Origin of the sequence: Saccharopolyspora sp. NPDC049426 (assembly GCF_040676935.1) — a bacterium.
Lineage (GTDB): Bacteria > Actinomycetota > Actinomycetes > Mycobacteriales > Pseudonocardiaceae > Saccharopolyspora.
In genome coordinates this window covers 46625-64392 of record NZ_JBFAPZ010000001.1, presented here as the reverse complement: position 1 = coordinate 64392, position 17768 = coordinate 46625, and the positions used below count along the sequence as shown (strand labels likewise).

At 69.3% G+C, this 17768-nt stretch carries 16 protein-coding genes; 10 read left to right on the top strand and 6 right to left on the bottom strand.

Annotated elements, in window-relative coordinates; translation table 11 throughout:
* Positions 1-53: 53 nt before the first annotated feature.
* From AB0J78_RS00295 to AB0J78_RS00280, 4 genes are all read left to right on the top strand, one after another.
* Positions 54-1424, top strand: a complete 1371-nt coding sequence (locus AB0J78_RS00295; protein WP_363785289.1) for a helix-turn-helix transcriptional regulator — start codon at positions 54-56, stop codon at positions 1422-1424.
* Positions 1425-1474: 50 nt separating this feature from the next.
* On the top strand, positions 1475-2389 hold the full coding sequence (locus tag AB0J78_RS00290) for an aminoglycoside phosphotransferase family protein (protein ID WP_363785287.1): 915 nt from the start codon (positions 1475-1477) through the stop codon (positions 2387-2389).
* A gap of 181 nt (positions 2390-2570) precedes the next feature.
* The gene (locus AB0J78_RS00285; RefSeq protein WP_363785284.1) at positions 2571-2879 is read left to right on the top strand and encodes a hypothetical protein; all 309 of its coding nucleotides are present in this window, start codon (positions 2571-2573) and stop codon (positions 2877-2879) included.
* A gap of 200 nt (positions 2880-3079) precedes the next feature.
* The gene (locus AB0J78_RS00280) at positions 3080-5497 is read left to right on the top strand and encodes an L-tyrosine/L-tryptophan isonitrile synthase family protein (RefSeq protein ID WP_363785282.1); all 2418 of its coding nucleotides are present in this window, start codon (positions 3080-3082) and stop codon (positions 5495-5497) included.
* A 141-nt stretch (positions 5498-5638) separates the two neighbouring features.
* On the opposite strand, the gene AB0J78_RS00275 is transcribed toward AB0J78_RS00280, so the two are convergent.
* Genes AB0J78_RS00275 through AB0J78_RS00265 form a run of 3 tightly spaced genes read right to left on the bottom strand, consistent with a single transcriptional unit; the run spans position 5639 to position 7437 of the window.
* Complete coding sequence (locus tag AB0J78_RS00275) at positions 5639-6181, bottom strand: copper resistance CopC family protein (protein ID WP_363785279.1); 543 nt, start codon at positions 6179-6181, stop codon at positions 5639-5641.
* Positions 6178-6906, bottom strand: coding sequence for a YcnI family protein (locus AB0J78_RS00270; protein ID WP_363785276.1), 729 nt, complete (start codon positions 6904-6906; stop codon positions 6178-6180). The genes AB0J78_RS00275 and AB0J78_RS00270 overlap by 4 nt, the downstream gene beginning before the upstream one ends.
* 54 nt (positions 6907-6960) lie before the next feature.
* Complete coding sequence (locus AB0J78_RS00265) at positions 6961-7437, bottom strand: hypothetical protein (RefSeq protein ID WP_363785273.1); 477 nt, start codon at positions 7435-7437, stop codon at positions 6961-6963.
* A gap of 336 nt (positions 7438-7773) precedes the next feature.
* Between AB0J78_RS00265 and AB0J78_RS00260 the strand changes: the two genes are divergently transcribed.
* Genes AB0J78_RS00260 through AB0J78_RS00240 form a run of 5 tightly spaced genes read left to right on the top strand, consistent with a single transcriptional unit; the run spans position 7774 to position 13119 of the window.
* Positions 7774-9501, top strand: coding sequence for a BCCT family transporter (locus AB0J78_RS00260; RefSeq protein WP_363785270.1), 1728 nt, complete (start codon positions 7774-7776; stop codon positions 9499-9501).
* A 4-nt stretch (positions 9502-9505) separates the two neighbouring features.
* The gene (locus AB0J78_RS00255) at positions 9506-10153 is read left to right on the top strand and encodes an ABC transporter permease (RefSeq protein ID WP_363785267.1); all 648 of its coding nucleotides are present in this window, start codon (positions 9506-9508) and stop codon (positions 10151-10153) included.
* Entirely contained in the window at positions 10146-11360 is a 1215-nt protein-coding gene (locus AB0J78_RS00250) for an ATP-binding cassette domain-containing protein (RefSeq protein WP_363785265.1), read from the top strand. Before AB0J78_RS00255 ends, AB0J78_RS00250 begins: the two co-directional genes overlap by 8 nt.
* Positions 11357-12124, top strand: coding sequence for an ABC transporter permease (locus AB0J78_RS00245; RefSeq protein WP_363785263.1), 768 nt, complete (start codon positions 11357-11359; stop codon positions 12122-12124). The genes AB0J78_RS00250 and AB0J78_RS00245 overlap by 4 nt, the downstream gene beginning before the upstream one ends.
* Positions 12121-13119, top strand: a complete 999-nt coding sequence (locus AB0J78_RS00240; protein WP_363785261.1) for a glycine betaine ABC transporter substrate-binding protein — start codon at positions 12121-12123, stop codon at positions 13117-13119. Before AB0J78_RS00245 ends, AB0J78_RS00240 begins: the two co-directional genes overlap by 4 nt.
* Positions 13120-13173: 54 nt before the next feature.
* Here AB0J78_RS00240 and AB0J78_RS00235 read toward each other — a convergent pair whose 3' ends face one another.
* Complete coding sequence (locus tag AB0J78_RS00235) at positions 13174-13929, bottom strand: DUF6474 family protein (protein ID WP_363785258.1); 756 nt, start codon at positions 13927-13929, stop codon at positions 13174-13176.
* A 175-nt stretch (positions 13930-14104) separates the two neighbouring features.
* Between AB0J78_RS00235 and AB0J78_RS00230 the strand changes: the two genes are divergently transcribed.
* A complete protein-coding gene (locus AB0J78_RS00230) occupies positions 14105-15739 on the top strand; it encodes a TM0106 family RecB-like putative nuclease (protein ID WP_363785255.1) in 1635 nt (544 codons plus the stop codon).
* A gap of 61 nt (positions 15740-15800) precedes the next feature.
* Here AB0J78_RS00230 and AB0J78_RS00225 read toward each other — a convergent pair whose 3' ends face one another.
* Entirely contained in the window at positions 15801-16559 is a 759-nt protein-coding gene (locus AB0J78_RS00225) for an SDR family NAD(P)-dependent oxidoreductase (protein WP_363785252.1), read from the bottom strand.
* A 116-nt stretch (positions 16560-16675) separates the two neighbouring features.
* Positions 16676-17632, bottom strand: coding sequence for an aldo/keto reductase (locus AB0J78_RS00220; protein WP_363785249.1), 957 nt, complete (start codon positions 17630-17632; stop codon positions 16676-16678).
* Positions 17633-17768 lie beyond the last annotated feature (136 nt).

The window sequence follows — 17768 nt, the reverse complement described above, 5'->3', positions numbered from 1 at the left end:
CGCAGTGCGCTTACTCTGCGAGCAACGCCCGTTTGAGAGCGTCAGGGGGTCAAATGAACATCATCGGATCTGGCGGCTCGCCCGTTACTCCCGACGTCTGGAACGAGCGGGAGATGCGGGATGCGCTGGCTCGGAGGGACGTCAGCGAGGTCTACCGGCAACTGCGCCGGCACGGGGTCTCGCAGCGGCAGATCGCCGCCTCGACGGGGCAATCCCAGTCCGAGGTGTCCGAGATCCTCAAGGGTCGGCAGGTCATGGCGTATGACGTGCTGGCCCGAATAGCCGACGGGCTCGGCATCCCGCGGGGCTACATGGGCCTCGCCTACGACGGGGCGACCGCCATGCGGGTCGCGAAAGCGACGAACGCCCTGGAAGCTGAGGAGGACGAATCGGTGAAGCGTCGGAAGTTCCTGTCCCACGCGGCCGCGGTGACCATGGGCGCCGCGGTGTTCGGCACCGAAGACAGTGCTTGGTCGCCCGCCAGCGCCCAGACTCCGGCTCCGGCGCGCATCGGCATGACGGATGTGCAGCAGATCCAGGCCGCTACCAAGGCCCTGCGTGACCTCGACTACCGATACGGCGGCGGCACCTGCCGCGACGCCGTGGTCGCCCAGCTTTCGTGGGCCCAGCAGCTGCTGGACTCCACCTCCAGCGATCCCGTCCGCAAGCAGCTGTTCGTGGCGCTGGCGGACATGCACAGCCTGGCCGGCTGGACCTCGTTCGACGTGGGCCTGCTGGACCCGGCGCGCAGCCACTTCGGCCGCGCCCTGGAGTTCGCCAAGCGCGCTGACGACGACAGCCTCGTGGCCAGCGTGCTGTACCGGATGGGCCGGGTCTACCTGCACTACCAGGAGCCCAACGAGGCGTTGAAGCTGTTCCAGCTGGGCCAGATCGCGGCCCAGGAATCGGGTTCTTCGCTGACCGTCGCGGTGCTGTGCGCGAACGAGGCGTGGGCCTACGGGATGCTCAACAAGCCCGACCAGGTGCAGAAGATGGTGGGCCGCACCAAGGACGAGTTCGCCCGCGCCAACGTGGACGACGCTCCGGACTGGGTCCGCTTCTTCACCGAGAACGACCTGCACGGCATGATCGGCTCCGCGCACGACGCGCTGGCGGTGTTCGATCCCAAGAAGCACGCCTCGATCGCGGTCGCCGAGACCATCAAGTGCAACGAGGCGTATGGCGCGGACATGCAGCGAACCCACGTTTTCGGGTTGAGCCTGCAGGCAACCAACCACTTCCGGGCCGGCGACGTTCAGGAAGGCCTGAAGGTCGGACGTCGTGCGCTGCAGTTCGGTGAGCGCGTGAAGTCCGCCCGGGTCGCCGACCGGCTCAAACCACTGGAGCTGGAAGCGGGCAAGAACCGGGCCAACTCGGATTCCCGTGACCTCTTCGAGGAAGTCCGGCGGTTCCGCCAGGCGTGAGGTCGCCCCGATTCCGGGTGTGACCGGCCGGCGACGTCGGTGTTGAGAACATGAGCATGAAGACATACCAGGTTCAACAGGGTCAGAGCGTCCCCCCGGAACTGGAACTGGCGCTGACCGAGATCTGCGAGACCGTCGGCCTGAACCCGCGTGGCGCCCGGCTGATCAGGTGCATCAACAACGGGGTTTTCCTGCTTCGGGACGAACCCGTGATCGTTCGCGTCGTGCTGTCCTCGTCGTTCGCCCACCGGGCGCGCACCGCTGTCGAGGCCGCGCACTGGCTCGCGGTGCACGGGGTTCCCGCGGTGCGGTTACTCCCGGGGGTGGAGCAACCGGTCACCTCGGGTGCGCACTGCGGGACGCTGTGGCAGTTCGTGCCCGAGGAGGGCCGGGTGCCCGGCAGCGCCGACCTGGGCAATCTGCTGCGCCAGATGCACTCCCAGCCGCTCGCCGATGAGACGTTCAAGCCCTGGAAGCCGATGGCCGACATCCGGCGTCGGCTGCGCGACGCGGTGGACATCGACCCGGAGGACCACGCGTTCCTCCAGCAGCGGTGCGATTACCTGGAAGAACAGCTCGAGGGGCTGGAGTTCCCGCTGCCGCGCGCGGTCATCCACGCGGATGCCCACCTGGGCAACGTGATCGGTGGTCCGGACGGCCCGCTGCTGTGCGATCTGGACTCGCTGTGCATCGGCCAGCCCGAGTGGGACCTGACGCCGATCGCGGTGGGCAGCCTGCGCATGGGTTATCCGGCCGAGTGGCACCGCGAGCTGGCCGACGCGTACGGCTTCGACATCACGTCGTGGGAGGGCTTCCCGGTGCTGCGCGAGCTGCGCGAACTCAAGATCACCACCGGGGTGCTGCCGATCCTGCGCACGAATCCGAGCGTGCGCGAGCAGCTGAGCTGGCGGCTGCGCACGATCCGAGAAGGCGATCTGGACACCCAGTGGGCGCCGTACAGCTGACGTCTCGTGTGGACGGAAGCATCGACTGACGCTTCCGGCTCAACCTTGATGCGTCCGATAGGGCGATCTTGGTCGGTTTGCGGTGCCTTTCTGGTCGGTTTTGGTTACAGGATTCGACCTGAAGGGGTAAACCATACGAGCGAACTGGTGCATCGAGTGGTGCTAAGCGGATGGGCTGTCGATGAGGATCGCAGAGTTCTCGCCGGGTGAGCAGGCCCCGCGATCGCGCCGGGACCGGGCGCTCGCCAGCGCGCGGCTGCTGAACGAGATCGTGGACGGTCACCTCGAGTCGATGCGACAGCTGCCGCCGGAACTCCGCGAGCCCTACGCCGAACACCTCGCCGAACTGGTGATGGTGGCCCAGGCGTACCGGCATTACGCGGCGGGCTGGATCTCGCGTCGAGAGCTCCACCGCCGCGCCCGCGCCGCGCTCCGGCGGATGGACGAGCCGAACGGGCTCGCTCCGGTGCAGTTCGTCGACGGTGAATGACCGCTCGCCGACTTGCGCGTCTTCGTCCTCCGGACCGCATCGCGGACCCGTTGGAGAACCGAACATTCCCGCAGTGACCTGCGGGTTAGCCGATCGGTAGTCGTCGGTTTCGGTCGAACCGAATTTTCGCGCCTCCTCGCGCAGCCGCCATCCGCACACGTGGAAGGCCTGATGAGCGCTGCAATCGTTAAGGAGACGCGGTGTACGCAACCGGCACGTTGCCGGAACGCGCGCTGGAGGACCTCGCGCGCGACTCCCTTCTCGCGAAGTACTGCCTGGTCGGAACAGCACCCCGCGGGACGATCCCGCTGGTGGAGCCGCCGGAGCTCGCCGAGGACGAGCTGATCGAGAGCGTCGTGCGGCCGGTGGTGATCACGGTCCGGGGACTGCTGGCGGCCGGGAAGGTCCCGGTGGGACCGCTCGGCGTGCACCTGCCGAGCGGGCGGGTGGTGGTGCCCGGTCTGGAACCCGCCGACCCGGACCGCGTGACCGAGACGATCACTGGGCTGCACAGCCGGTTGACCGCGATCAGCCCGGACGTGGCCGGAGTCCTCGCCCGCGAGCTGCGGTTCTGCTCGGCGGGGCTGCTGTCGGTGCTCGCCGGCGAACACCCGTGGAGCCCTCACCTGCATCACGTCCCCTCCGCCCAGCACGAGTTGCTCCAGCAGGTGCTGCGGCTGGTCAAGGACCGCTCGGCCGCGCATCGCAGGGATCCCGCGGCGCCGCGCCCGCTGGTCGCCCTCGACCTGGACTTCTGCGCCTTCCACCCGCGGGCGCGGGTGGAAGCGGCGCTCGCGGCGATCGGCGTGACCGGTCCGCTGCCGGTGCTGCCGGGCTTGTACGAGCCGGGGTGGCGGCCGTTCCGGGACGTGGCGGGGTTGCCGGCGGACGTGGAGCACGCGGAGTTCCGGCGGGCGATCTCGTGGGACCGGGAAGCGCTGCTGACCGACGAGCTCGCGCCCGGCGTGCGGCAGTTCGCCGGCGACGTCGAGCAGGCCGGCGGCCGGGTGGTGCTGGTGACCGGACGTCGGCACCGGATGCGGGCGGCCACCGAGGAGGCGCTGGCCCGGCACGGTCTCGGCCACCTCGACCTGCGCACCAGCGACGAGGGCGCGGACGTCGGCGAGCAGAAGGTCGCCGCGCTGCGTGGCATGAGCGGCTGGGAACCGGTGGCCGCCTTCGACGACAAGGCCGCCAACCTCGAAGCCCTCCGATCGGCGTTCCCGCAGGCCGTGGTGGTGCCGGTCGCGGCGCCGGGGTTCACCGGGGTCGACGAGCCGGACGCCATCGGCACCTTCGAGGCGCTGCCGCAGCCGACGCCGTTGGGTCGGGGTCACCTGGCGAGACCGGGCTTGTCGCACGCCACCTCGATCGCGCAGCTCCGGCTCGGGGAGATGCGCACCCGGCCGACGTTGTGGCGGCAGGGCGTCCGGCTCTCCGAGGACGAGCAGGCGGAGATCGTGGGCGGACTGTGCCGGAAGGCGGAGGAGACCGGTGCCCGGCTCGGTGACCGGGTGGCGGCCATCGAGCTGGGCACGACGCGGGCGATCTGGCAGGTCTTGCAGGCGAAGCTGTTCGGCGCGTCCCGCACGGCCTACCCGTGGGAGCAGGCCGACGAGGATCTCTCGCGCGCGGTGGCCGAGGGGGAACCGGCCGAGCTGGTGCTGCTGGGGCCGCCGACGAAGCAGGACGGTTCGCGGCTGAAGGCGCTCGGCGGCTTGCCCGACCTGGCCGAGGTGGCGATGCTGGCCCGGTTGTTGCAGCTCGACACCGCGGTGAGACGGGTGCACCCGCCGGGGATCCGGGTGACCGCGCTGGCCGATCCGAGCCACTTCCGGGTGCGCGACGTCAGCCGGTACTGCGGCTACCAGCGGGAGTTCCGGCGGATGCTGGAGTTGACCGGCGCGGACCGGGTGGTGTCGGTGCGCAACATCGACGAGGCGGCGGCGGAGTTCGGCTGCGGCGACGCGGCAGCGCGCGCCGAGCTGCTGGCCCGCCACCGCGACCGCTACGAGTCCGCCGTGGCGGGGCTGGACGTGCGGGTCGATCCGCGCGGCGCGCTGGCCGAGGTCGATGAGCTCGACCCGGGCTGCGCCGGTCAGCCCCGGTTCGCGGAGATGTTCCGCTCGATCGTGCACGCGGTCGACGTCCCGAACGCCGGCGCCGATCCGGTGGAGTTCTCCCGCCGGGTCTACACCGACCCGTTCGACCTGGACGATCCGGAGCTGGGCGGGACCCGCCGCGAGCTGCTGGCCCTGGCCTGGGACGAGACGATCACGTACCTGGCCAACAAGCACGTGGACGCCGAGCTCGACTACGCCGCGATGTGGCGGCACGACAGGGTCCGGATGAGCCTGTCGCTCCGGCCGGAGCAGGGCAGGTTCCGCTTCGTGCCGCTGGGGGGTTCGGCGGTGATGCCGTGGCAGGGGACCGCGGCGCTGGGGAGGGGGAACGAGGTCTCGACGGACTTCGCGATCTCGCTGATCGACCAGTCCTACCTCCCGGTCTGGGGGCCGGAGGGTGGGCCGCAGCCGTGGTTCATGGTTCCGCCGAACCTGGTTTGCGATGGATCTCTCGAACCGGGGGTCGCGGGGGCGATCCAGCTCCGCACGAAGTGATCGACAATTCGCGCGATAATCGGAACGCGGAATTCCACATGAATCGTGATCGGGACTTCCGTTGAGAACGGGATCCGGAATTCCGCGGAAAGAGGAGCGGGAGGGCGCCCGGACGCGGAGTCCGGACACCCTCCCGGGGATTCACTTCTTCGGTGCGCCCAGGCGCAGGGCCAGGACCAGCCCGACGATCACGACCAGGACCGCGCCCGCGATCCACGGCCAGATCGGCATCCCACCGGAGTCGGATTCCGCCTGGTCAGCGGGCTGACCGGAGTCCTGTCCGCCCTGCGGTCCGGGGGCCGGGGTGCCCTTGCCGGGGGCGGTCAGGGTGAAGCTGACCTTGCCCGGGACCGGGTGCCCGTCGCTGGACAGGATCCGGTAACCCACGGTGTAGGTACCGACCGGTCCGAGCTCGCGGACCGGGGCGATGACGGAGTTGCCCTCGACCCGAGCCGGTCCGTCCGCCCAGAACGAGCCGTCCGGCCCCACCACGTTGACGGTGTTATAGGACTCGCCCGCGCGGACCGGTTGGTCGAAGGTCAACTGGACCTCGCGCGGGCTCGCGGACAGTTGCGCGCCCTCGGCCGGATCGCTGCCGACCAGCACGTTGTGCGCGAGCGCCGGAGCGGCACCGCCGATGAGCGCGGCCAGTGCGAACGCGCCGACGGTCAGCAGCCGCCTCATGACGCGTCCCCATCGGAACGACGTCCGCGCAGCAGGGCGCCGGCGCCGACGCCGACGCCCAGCGCACCGACGACCAGTCCGGCGCCGCCGAGGTAGCGGGCCGTTTCGTCCGCCGATCCGTGCTGGTCGGCCTCCTGTACGCCCGATCCGGACGGCGTCCCGCCGTGGCTGTGGCCGCCTTCCGCGGCGATCAGCTTCACCACCGGTGCCGGGTGCTCCGGCTCCTCGCCGCTCGGGGGAGTCGGCTGGTTCCAGTCCACGACCTTGCCGTTGTCGTAGGTCTGGGTCGTGGGCAGCATCAGCTCGTCGGCGTTCTCCGGCAGCGCTCCCAGCGTCGCCTCGAACTCGCTGAACTCGTTCGGCCCGATCCGGGTGCCCGGCTGCGCGGTCCAGGTGATGCTGCGAGCCGCCTCGGTGACCTGGGTGCCGTCCACCATCACCGGCGGGATCTGCGCCTTCTCGACCTGCGCGGTCCAGCCGGGGATCGGCTTGGTGCGCACCGAGCTCAGCGGGTGCTGCTCGGGGAGAGTGACCTTGATCTGGACGGTTCCTGCCACCGGGTCCTCGTTGGGGACGCGGAACGCGATTTTCGCGTAGCCGCCCTTCTCGGCCTCTTCGGGCTGTGCACTCACGTGCGCGTAGGCGGGAGCGGTGCCCATTGCGAGGGCGATGCCGCCCACGGTGATCCAACTCGCGGACCGCGCCAGGAATCGATTTGTCGACATGTTCTCTTGGGATCTCCCGTGCTCGTCGGATAATCGCGCGCGCGTATGCGCGATTCATCGGAATAGCAATGATCGAACGGCGATATACACCGGATCGTTGCTTTCAACGGGAGATTTCGGGGGTCCACGACGTGCGTGAATCCGCTGGTAGATCAGTTGCGCAAGGGTCCGCGGAACCGGCGCGGGCACGCAGACCGCAGGCGGCGGCGTCACAACCGGTAACGGCGTCGTCTTCCTGGGGAAGATGGCTTGCAACAACCGGGTGACTACGAACAGTACCTGTTCGGCATGGGCCATGACCAGGGCGGTCACCAGCGTGACGACCATGTGGCCGAGGGTCATCAGCCACGGCGAGACCGGGATCGGCGGTGGGCCGTGGAGGTGCCCGAACCCGTGGTGGCCGAGGGCCGTCAGCTCGAGAAAGAAGTGAAGTGCCAGTTGACTGACCGACAGTGCCCCTAGAATGCCCCACGACCCGCGCTTGCGATCAGCGAGTGCCACCCCGGCACCGGTCAGCAGAACGGTGATCACGACGGTCGTTCCCAGGCCTGGGAGCGACCCGCCCGCGGCCGCGTGAGCGGCTACGGACAGTGACGCCGCTGTGCAGGCCAAACCGGCACCGCGCAGGACGCGCAGCGCGCCCTGCGTAGGTGTCAGACCAGCCTTCACGGTTGGCCAGTCTAGGTGTCGGTTCGGCCACGCTGACCGCAGGTGAGCTTGCCTTGTTAACCCGATTGGGTCACGGTTTATAGGTTGCCGACGATTTGGAGCCACCAACCGCCCGAATAGGCGGTTCGATTGGTTCCGAAAACGTCGTAACCGACGACGGAGAGGAGGGGGCGTCGCCGAAAGTCGGCGCCGATACCTGTGTCGACCGAAACTGAACAAAGTGGGGGACCCGCCAAGGGCGGTCATTCCTCCGAACCAGATGCCGAGTTCCTCGGCAAGCCCAGAACGGACTGGGTCGTCTTCGGTGTCACTGCGCTCATCATGTTCGCGGTGGTCGCCTGGGGCGCCCTGGCGACCGATTCGCTCAGCAACGCGTCTTCGACGGCGTTGACCTGGCTGATCAAGAACACCGGCTGGGGCTTCGTGCTCGCGGCCACCGGGTTCGTCGTCTTCGCGCTGTTCCTGGCCTTCAGCAAGTACGGCAGGATCCCGCTGGGCGGTGACGACGAAGGACCCGAGTTCCGCACGGTGTCCTGGATCGCCATGATGTTCAGCGCCGGTATGGGCATCGGTCTGATGTTCTACGGCGTGAGCGAGCCGCTGAGCCACTTCGTCTCCCCGCCGCCGGGCACCGTCCCGGGCGAGAGCGAAGAGGCCATCCAGACGGCCATGTCGACCTCGCTGTTCCACTGGACCCTGCACCCGTGGGCGATCTACGCGGTGGCTGGTCTGGCGATCGCCTACAGCAGCTTCCGCCGCGGCCGCAAGCAGACCATCTCGGGTGTCTTCACGCCGTTGATCGGCAAGAAGGCAGCCGAGGGGCCGCTGGGCAAGGTCATCGACATCCTGGCGCTGTTCGCGACGCTGTTCGGCTCCGCGGCCTCGCTGGGTCTCGGTGCGCTGCAGATCAAGGCCGGTATGCAGGCCGCCAACTGGCCGATCGGTGAGGCCGGCACCAACGTGCTGGTCGCCATCATCGCCGTGCTGACGCTCTGCTTCATCCTCTCCGCGGTTTCGGGCGTGGAGAAGGGGATCCAGTGGCTGTCCAACATCAACATGGTGCTGGCGGCCATCCTGGCGCTGTTCGTGTTCATCCTCGGACCGACGGTGTTCATCCTGGACCTGCTGCCCACGGCGGTCGGCTCCTACATGAGCGAGTTCGGCGAGATGGCTTCGCGGGCCGGTGCCACCGGTGGCGCGGAGATGCAGGACTGGCTGTCCAGCTGGACCGTCTTCTACTGGGCCTGGTGGATCTCCTGGACGCCCTTCGTGGGCATGTTCATCGCCCGGATCAGCCGGGGCCGCACGATCCGCCAGTTCATCGGCGGCGTGCTGCTGGTGCCCAGCGTCGTGAGCCTCGTGTGGTTCGCGATCTTCGGTGGTGCCGCGATCGACACCCAGAAGGGTGGCACCAACGTCTACGGCGACGGCAGCGCGGAGGCGCAGACCTTCGCGGTGCTCGACCACCTGCCGCTGGCACTGGTCACCGCCGTTCTGGTGATGGTCCTGGTCGCGATCTTCTTCGTCTCCGGTGCCGACGCCGCGTCCATCGTGATGGGCACGCTGTCGCAGCGGGGCGCGATCGAGCCGAGCAAGTGGGTCGTCATCTTCTGGGGTGCCGCCACCGGTGCGGTCGCCGCGGTGATGTTGGTGATCGGCCAGGACAAGGCCCTGGAAGGCATCCAGAACCTGACGTTCATCGGTGCCCTGCCGTTCGCGATCGTGATGATCTTCATGTGCGTGGCCATGACGAAGGACCTGCGCTCTGACGCCATCACGGTTCGCGACCAGAAGGGTGCGGAGGTGCTCGAGCAGGCCGTCATCGCCGGTACTGAAGAGCACGACGGCGAATTCCAGCTGGTCACGACTCCTGCGGAGTCCTCCGACGAGGAGTCCGAATCGGCGGAAGCCGGCAAGAAAGAGTAAACAATTGAATCTCCTGGATTACGTTGCATCCAGGTGGCAATCGTTGCTGGTGAACTCGTACCAGCACGTCAGCATGGTGGTTCAGTGCATCCTGCTGGCAACGATCATCGGCGTCCTGGTCGGGGTTGCGGTTTACCGCAGCCCCGCCGGGGCGGCGATCGCCACCGCTCTCTCCAGCGCGATCTTGACCATCCCGTCCTTCGCGCTCTTCGGCCTGCTCATCCCGGTGTTCGGTCTGGGAGTGGCCCCGTCGGTGGTGACGCTCGTCCTCTACGCGCTCCTGCCGATCGTGCGGAACACGATCGTCGGCCTGTCCAACGTCGACCAGCCGATCCTGGACGCGGCGCGAGGAATCGGCATGAACCGGTTCAGCGTTCTCACCCGCGTCGAACTCCGCCTCGCCTGGCCGGCGATCCTCGCCGGCATGCGGGTGAGCGCCCAGATGTTGATGGGCATCGCCGCCATCGCGGCCTACGCCAAGGGTCCCGGTCTGGGGAACCTGCTGTTCATGGGCCTGGGCCAGTTGGGCGGCGCGAACGCGCTGAACATGGCCCTCGCGGGCACCGTCGGGGTGGTCATCCTGGCGCTGGCGCTCGACGCCTTGTTCGTGCTGTTCGGGCGGTTGACGACTTCGAGAGGTATCCGTGGCTGACGACGAGAAGAAGACCGCCGGGCACGGCGTGGAGATCAAGCTCGAAGAGGTCTCCAAGCGCTACCCGGGGCAGAAGCAGGCGGCCGTCGAGTCGGTGACCATGACGATCCCCGCGGGGGAGACGGTGGTGCTGGTCGGACCCTCGGGTTCCGGCAAGACGACCACCATGCGCATGATCAACCGCTTGATCGAGCCGACCTCCGGCAAGATCACCATCGGTGGGCAGGACGTGCTCGGCCTGGACGCGGACAAGCTGCGTCGCGAGATCGGCTACTCGATCCAGCAGGCGGGCCTGTTCCCGCACATGACCGTCGGCGACAACGTCGGCATGGTTCCCGGCCTGGTCGGCTGGGACTCCAAGCGCATCTCCGAGCGCGTGGACGAGATGCTCGACCTCGTCAACCTCGACCCGGCCGAGTACCGGGGCCGCTACCCGCGGCAGCTCTCCGGTGGACAGCAGCAGCGCGTCGGCGTCGCCCGCGCGCTCGCGGCCAACCCGCCGGTGCTGCTGATGGACGAGCCGTTCGGCGCGGTGGACCCGATCACCCGCGGTGTGCTGCAGGACGAGCTCATGCGCCTGCAGGCAGACCTGGGCAAAACGATCGTGTTCGTCACGCACGACTTCGACGAGGCGGTCAAGCTCGGCGACCGGATCGCGGTGCTGGGCGAGCGCTCCAAGATCCTTCAGTACGACACCCCGGAAGCGATCCTGACCAACCCGGCCGACGACACCGTCGCCGGATTCGTCGGGGCGGGCGCGGCCCTCAAGCAGCTCACGCTGCGCCGCGTGCGCGAGATCGAGGTCGGCGAAGTTCCGTCCGCGACGGTCGACGACGCACCTTCGGTGCTGCGCGAACGTCTGGGCACCCGCCGTGGCGCGATCGGCTTGGTGCTCGACAAGCGCAACCGTCCGCTGCGCTGGGCGACCGCTCGCGAGGCGGGCTCGGTCTCCGACCTGTCGCGGGCCGGCCGTCCGGTGGAGGACTCGGTGTCGCGGGCCTCGACCCTGCAGGACGCCCTCGAGGCGATCCTGACCGACGACGACGGGGTGGCCGTGGTCGTGGGCTCTCGCGGTGAGTACGTCGGCGTGGTCGACATCGACACCGTGATGAACACGATCAAGGCGCTGCGCGAGGAGAACGCCTCCGACGACGTGGAGGAGCCCGCGGGGTCGGACGCTGCCGGGTCTGGGGCTGACGCCTCATGAGCAGCACTTTCGCTTCCGACTCCGGGTCCGGGCGCGCCGAGCGGCTGCGGCTGCTGGCGCAGCCGGTGACCGTGGTCGTGCTGGTCGCGGCGGTGCTGGGCTGGGCGTTCACCAGGGACAACGACGAGGTGACGCAGCGAAGCCTCAACTCGACGACGATCCTGAGCCTGACCTGGACGCACTTCCTGATCAGCATCGCGGTGGCGCTGATCGTGGTGCTGGTCGCGGTTCCGCTGGGCGTGCTGCTCAGCCGCAGCTGGGCTCGCCGCATCGCACCGCTGGTGATCGGCATCGCCAACATCGGTCAGGCGGCGCCCTCGATGGGTCTGCTGGTGCTGTTCTTCCTGTTCACCGGTGGTTCCACCGGGTTCTGGATCGCGACGCTGCCGATCGCCTTCTACGCGCTGCTGCCCGTCCTGCGCAACACCATCGTGGGGCTGCAGTCGGTGGACGCGTCGCTGGTCGACGCGGGTCGCGGCATCGGCATGTCCGGTTCGAGCGTGCTGATGCGCATCGAGATGCCGCTGGCCGTGCCGTTCATCCTCGCCGGTCTGCGGACCGCGCTGGTGCTGGCGGTGGGAACCGCGACGCTGGCGCTGTTCGTCGGCGCGGGGGGCCTGGGTGAGCTCATCGACACCGGTTACAAGCTCAACGACTACACGGTCATGATCGTCGGCTCGGTGCTGGCGATGGCGCTGGCGCTGCTGGTCGACTGGCTCGGTGCGCTGGCCGAGACCTACCTGTCGCCGAGGGGGTTGCGATGAAGCTCCGCAAGCGCAGTCGTGCGCTCAAAGCGGCCTCGCTGGCGATGGCCGGGTTGATGCTGTCGGGATGCGGGCTCAGCTCGGGTTCGTCGGTTCCGCTGGCGGTGGAGCCGGGCATCATCCAGCCCGTTCCGGAGCTGGAGGGCCAGACGATCACGGTGGGGTCGAAGAACTTCACCGAGCAGCTCATCCTGGGCTACCTCGGCGAGTTCGCGCTGTCCGCGGCCGGCGCCAACGTGCGGGACTTGAGCTCCATCCAGGGCTCCTCGACCGCGCGCAACGCGCTGACCAGCGACCAGATCGACATCCTCTGGGACTACACGGGCACGTCCTGGGTCAACTACAACGGCAACAACGACCCGATCCCGGACGCCCGCGCCCAGTACGAGGCCGTCAAGAAGCAGGACCTCGAGCGCAACGGGGTGGCCTGGACCGCGATCGACTATCAGGTGGACAACACCTACGCGTTCGCGGTCAACCAGGACGCCGCCAAGCGCCTGGGCGTGGAGGAGAACTCGGACATCCCGCGGATCATGGCCGAGCACCCGGAGGACGCCACGTTCTGCGTGGACACGGAGTTCGCCAGCCGCAACGACGGCCTGCCGGGCGTGGAGCAGACCTACGGGTTCAAGACCGACCCGAGCAAGGTCAAGGTCCTCACCGAGGGTGCGATCTACCAGGCGACGGCCCAGGGGACGTGCACGTTCGGCGAGGTGTTCACCACCGACGGCCGGATCAGGTCGCTGGACCTGAAGGTGCTGGCCGACGACAAGCAGTTCTTCCCCCGGTACAACATCGGCGTCACTCTCCGCGACGAGATGCTGAAGCGCTACCCGCAGTTGGCGCAGGTCTTCCAGCCGGTCTCGGAGAAGTTGACCAACGAGGAACTGATGAAGCTCAACGCGCAGGTCGACGTCGAAGGCCGGGACCCGGCCGACGTCGCGCGTGACTGGATGGCCGAACAGGGCCTGGTGAAGATCCCAGGTCAGGGCTGATCCACGCTGCGAGTGGTGGGGCGTCTCCGCGGAGGAGGCGCCCCGCCTTCGTCTTCACCCGGTGGGCACGCCGAAGCGGGTGAGCAGTTCGCTCTCGATGCGCGAGAGCTCCTGGTCGACCGCGCGGTGCGCGGACTTGCGGCGCGGCGAGGGCATCCGCTCGGCGGCTCGCACCGCGCTGGTCAGCTGCGCGAGGCGGGCTTCGGCCTGGTCGGCGTAGGTCCTGGCGTGGCCGCGCTCCTCACCTGTGGACTGCTCGCGCAGGTCGCGCAGGGCGACCGAGTCGCCGGCGATGCGGGCGTGCAGCGAGGCCCCGTGACCGGTGAACTTGCCGAGGTCGTCCACCGGGACCCCCAGCTTGCGGGCGCGCGAGCGGTCGTAGTTCTCGCGCACCGTGCTCACCGCGCGCAGCGCGAACGGCAGGAGCACCGGACCGACGATCTTGGCGATCCCGACGATCTTCTTTGCGTTGCCCGGGGTGACCGTCCCGAACTCGCCCTTCTTGATCGCCTTCGCGGCCTGCTTGTCGGCCTTGAGCAGCGCCTTCGCCGCCTTCTTGCCGACCGGTGCGGACGTCAGCGGCGGGGGTGTCGCTAGGTCGGCCTGCTGCGCGGGAGCGCTGTGGGCCGCCGCCGGTTTCCGGGCGGCCTCCTTCTCGGCGGCCTTGCTGCGGGCCGCCACCTTCCGGGCCGCCTTGTCGACCTGGCGCCGCGCCTTCTTCTCGGCCCTCGTCTTCTTGACGGCGCACTTCCGGCACCCCCGCTGGGCACCCTGAGTGATCTTCCCGCGTCGCCTGGCGAGCTTCCTCACCGCGCACACCTCCCCGGATCCGCGAATTCCCAGCACCGCGATCACCATAAGTCCGGATGGAGCAGTGCACGAAAGCAGAACGCGATCGTGTGTGCACCGGGAGTGGTCATCGGCGGCACGCGATGTCACCGGGGTGATGGGCGCGCCTGTCAGGGCCACCGCATACCCTTTACCCGTGAAGGATGAGGTGCTGCTCGACGCAGGCGTGGTGACGCGTTGCCGTCGACGCGTGCACCTGGAGAACGACCCGGAGATGCGCGACGTCTCGACCGCGCCGCTGGACCTGGGCGTCGAGCAGCGCATCGCCGACGCCGCCGAACACCGCCGCTCCGTCGCCGCCCAGCTGGGCGAGCTGCTGGGCGCGGACTGGACCGAGATCCCGCGCGGAGCGCCCTACGCCGACCGCGCGCGGCTCACCCTCGACGCGATGGGCGAGGGCGTCCCCCACATCTCCGGCGCGCAGCTGCCCGACGACGCCGAAGGCGGTCGCCGCGGCGCGATCGACCTGCTGGTGCGCAGCGGCAACGGCTACGTCCCGGTCCTGGTGGTCCGGCACAAGATCACCGATCCCGGCAACGGGGCGAAGGTCTCGCCGATCGAACGACCGGTGCCCGAGGCGGCGAAGGTCGACAAGACCCGCAAGGTCCGCCCGCAGCCCCGCGACCAGCTCCGGCTGGTGCACGCGGTCCGGCTGCTGGAGGCGTGCGGGTACGGCGCGGGAGACCGCACGGCCGGCGCGATCGGCGTGGAAGCCGACGTGGTCGTCTGGCACGACCTGCGCAGCCCCAACTGGCCCGGCGGGCGCACCGCGCTCGCCGAGTACGACGCGCGCTTCGGCGACCGGCTCGCGGTGGCCACCGCCGCCGCCCAGGGCGGCGAACCGCTGGCGCAGCCCTCCCGGATCACCGAATGCCGCGGCTGCCCGTGGTGGCCGACCTGCGAGTCCCAGCTGCGCGACCGGCGCGACGTGAGCCTGGTGGTGCGCGGCGAGGACGCCACCGTGCTGCGCGAGCGGGGCATCGCCACGATCGACCAGCTGGCGGGCACGCCCTTGGAGGGCGCCGAGGACCTGCAGCTCACGGGCGTGCGCAACACCGACGCGATCCTGCTGGCCAAGGCGTGGCTGCGGGAGATGCCGCTGGTGCGGCGGGTCCGCGATCTCGACGTGCCGCGCGGTGACGTCGAGATCGACGTGGACATGGAGAGCTACGCCGACGCCGGCGCCTACATGTGGGGCTGCTGGCTGTCGGGCACCGACATCGGCGAGGAGCAGGGCTACCGGGCCTTCGTCACCTGGGAGCCGCTGCCGAACGACGACGAGGCCCGGTCGTTCGCGGAGTTCTGGAGCTGGTTCACCGGTGTCCGCCGCAAGGCCTTCGAGCGCGGCCTGAGCTTCCGCGCCTACTGCTACAACGAGCTGGCGGAGAACCGCTGGATGCTGGGCTCCGCCGAGCGCTTCGCGGGCAAGCCCGGTGTTCCGCCGGTCTCCGAGGTCAAGGAGTTCATCAACTCCGCCGAGTGGGTCGATCTGTTCGCGGTGGTCCGCGACCAGTTCCTGTGCCCGAACGGCAAGGGCCTCAAGGTGATCGCCCCCAGCGCGGGGTTCGGTTGGCGCGACCCGGAGGCCAGCGGCGAGAACTCGATGCGCTGGTACCGCGACGCGGTCGCGCTGGACGGCGGCGAACGGGACCTCACGCAGCGCGAACGCCTCCTCACCTACAACGAGGACGACGTCCGCGCCACGTACACCATCCGGACCTGGATGACCTCCGACGCGGCGGACCAGATCCCCTACGCCGAAGACCTCTGACGCACCACGCGAGGGGCCCTCCCGGGCTGGGCCTGCCGGGCGTCAGGCCCACCACCAGCGGTCAGCGGGGTGCCATGCGGAGGGCTCCGTCCATGCGGATGACCTCGCCGTTGAGGTAGTCGTGCTCGACGATGTTCAGCGCCAGCTGCGCGTAGTCCTCGGGGGTGCCGAGGCGCTTGGGGAACGGGACGCCGTCGGCCAGGCCCTGCCGGAACTCGTCGCTGACGGTCGCCAGCATCGGGGTGTCCACGATGCCGGGTGCGATCGTCATGACCCGGATCCCGCTCGACGACAGGTCGCGCGCGGCGGGCAGGGTCAGGCTCGCGACGCCGCCCTTGGACGCGGCGTAGGCGGCCTGCCCGATCTGGCCGTCGTAGGCCGCCACCGACGCGGTGTTGATCACCACGCCGCGCTGCCCGTGCTGGTCGGCCTCGGTCTCGCCGATCGCGGCGGCGGCCAGCCGCATGACGTTGAAGCTGCCGAGCAGGTTGATCTCCAGGACCTTGCGGAACAGGTCGAGGTCGTGCACGCCCTTGCGGCCCGCGATGCGGGCGGACGGGCCGATTCCCGCGCAGTTCACCACGATCCGCAGCGGGTTGCCGGAGCCCGCGGCCTGGTCGACGGCGGTCTGCACCTGGTCGGCGTCGGTGACGTCGGCCGCGGTGTAGGTGATGCCGTCGACGATCGGAGCCTTCTCGATCGCGCCTGGCAGGTCCACCGCGAACACCTTCGCGCCCCGCCCGGCCAACGCCCGGGCCGTCGCGGCCCCGAGCCCGGAGGCACCGCCGGTGACGATCGCTGCGGTGTCGGTGATCTGCATTGTCGCTGTTCCTCCCATGGAGAGTTGTGGTCAGCCTGCTTGGCGGTGCCAGCTGCTCAGGCGGTGGAGAGAAAGTGGCTTCGCCGCTTGCACCGCCCTGAATCGTGTCGTCGGACTCACGCCGCCGGGCAGATGCTGTTCAGCGTCGCGAGGTCGTCCGGTCCCGGAACCCAGTTCGCGCTCTGCGCGTTGGCCTGGACCTGGTCTGGGGTGGTGGCTCCGGCGATGACCGAGGCGACCGGGTCCTGAGCGGCGAGCCAGCCGAGCGCCACGGTGCTCATCGTGATGCCGCGCTGCTCGGCGAAGATCCGCAGCTTCTCGATCCGCCCCCACGGCGCGTCGGACAGCAGCTGCGCGCGTCCGGCCAGCCTGCTGTCCGCCGGAGGTATCTGGTCGCGTCGGTACTTGCCGGTCAGCAGGCCGTTGGCCAGCGGGAAGTACGGCAGCAGGCCGAGACCGAAGCGCTGAGCGGCGGGCACGACCTCGCGTTCCACCTCGCGCGAGAGCAGCGAGTAGTGGTGCTGGCTGGACACCGGCGCGGTCAAGCCCGCCGACTTCGCCGTCCAGGACGCGTCGGCGACCTGCCAGCCGGGCAGGTTGCAGTGCCCGACGTAGCGGATCTTGCCCTCCCGGACCAGGTCGTCGAGCACCGAGAGGGTTTCCTCCAGCGGTGTCAGCGGTTCCGGCCGGTGCAGCTGGTACAGGTCGATCCAGTCGGTTCCCAGCCGTCGCAGCGAGGACTCCACCGCGCGGCGCACGTAGCGGCGGGAACCGCGGGCACCGAAGTCCGGGCCGTTGGTGCCCTGCATGTCCATGCCGAACTTGGTGGCGATGACCGCCATGTCGCGCCGCCCGGACAGCGACTGCCCGAGCAGCTCCTCGCTGCGTCCGCGAGGTGAACCGTAGGCGTCGGCCACGTCGAAGAAGGTCATGCCGGCATCCAGCGCCGCGTCGACGACGGCGCGGGCTCCGGCGAGGGTTTCGGTGGCGGTTCCGGGCCTTCCGAGGTTGTTGCAGCCGAGACCGACCGCGCTCACCGCTAGACCCGATTCCCCCAGACGTCTCTGATCCACGCGCGCAGCCTAAACGGCAGGTTCCCAACTCGTCACCTGCGACATATAGCTCGTGAACTCTGAGCGAAGCGGGTTTTCCCAGCTCGAAGATGTGCCACGATCGATTTTCGAGGGGGCAGAGGCGACCGCCTGGTCG

What these genes read in the sequence shown, in the direction of transcription:
- AB0J78_RS00295 (WP_363785289.1), top strand. Translation starts at nt 54, where the DNA reads ATGAACATCATCGGATCTGGCGGCTCGCCCGTTACTCCCGACGTCTGG.
- AB0J78_RS00290 (WP_363785287.1), top strand. Translation starts at nt 1,475, where the DNA reads ATGAGCATGAAGACATACCAGGTTCAACAGGGTCAGAGCGTCCCCCCG.
- AB0J78_RS00285 (WP_363785284.1), top strand. Translation starts at nt 2,571, where the DNA reads ATGAGGATCGCAGAGTTCTCGCCGGGTGAGCAGGCCCCGCGATCGCGC.
- AB0J78_RS00275 (WP_363785279.1), bottom strand. Translation starts at nt 6,181, where the DNA reads ATGAGGCGGCTGCTGACCGTCGGCGCGTTCGCACTGGCCGCGCTCATC.
- AB0J78_RS00270 (WP_363785276.1), bottom strand. Translation starts at nt 6,906, where the DNA reads ATGTCGACAAATCGATTCCTGGCGCGGTCCGCGAGTTGGATCACCGTG.
- AB0J78_RS00245 (WP_363785263.1), top strand. Translation starts at nt 11,357, where the DNA reads ATGAGCAGCACTTTCGCTTCCGACTCCGGGTCCGGGCGCGCCGAGCGG.
- AB0J78_RS00240 (WP_363785261.1), top strand. Translation starts at nt 12,121, where the DNA reads ATGAAGCTCCGCAAGCGCAGTCGTGCGCTCAAAGCGGCCTCGCTGGCG.
- AB0J78_RS00225 (WP_363785252.1), bottom strand. Translation starts at nt 16,559, where the DNA reads ATGCAGATCACCGACACCGCAGCGATCGTCACCGGCGGTGCCTCCGGG.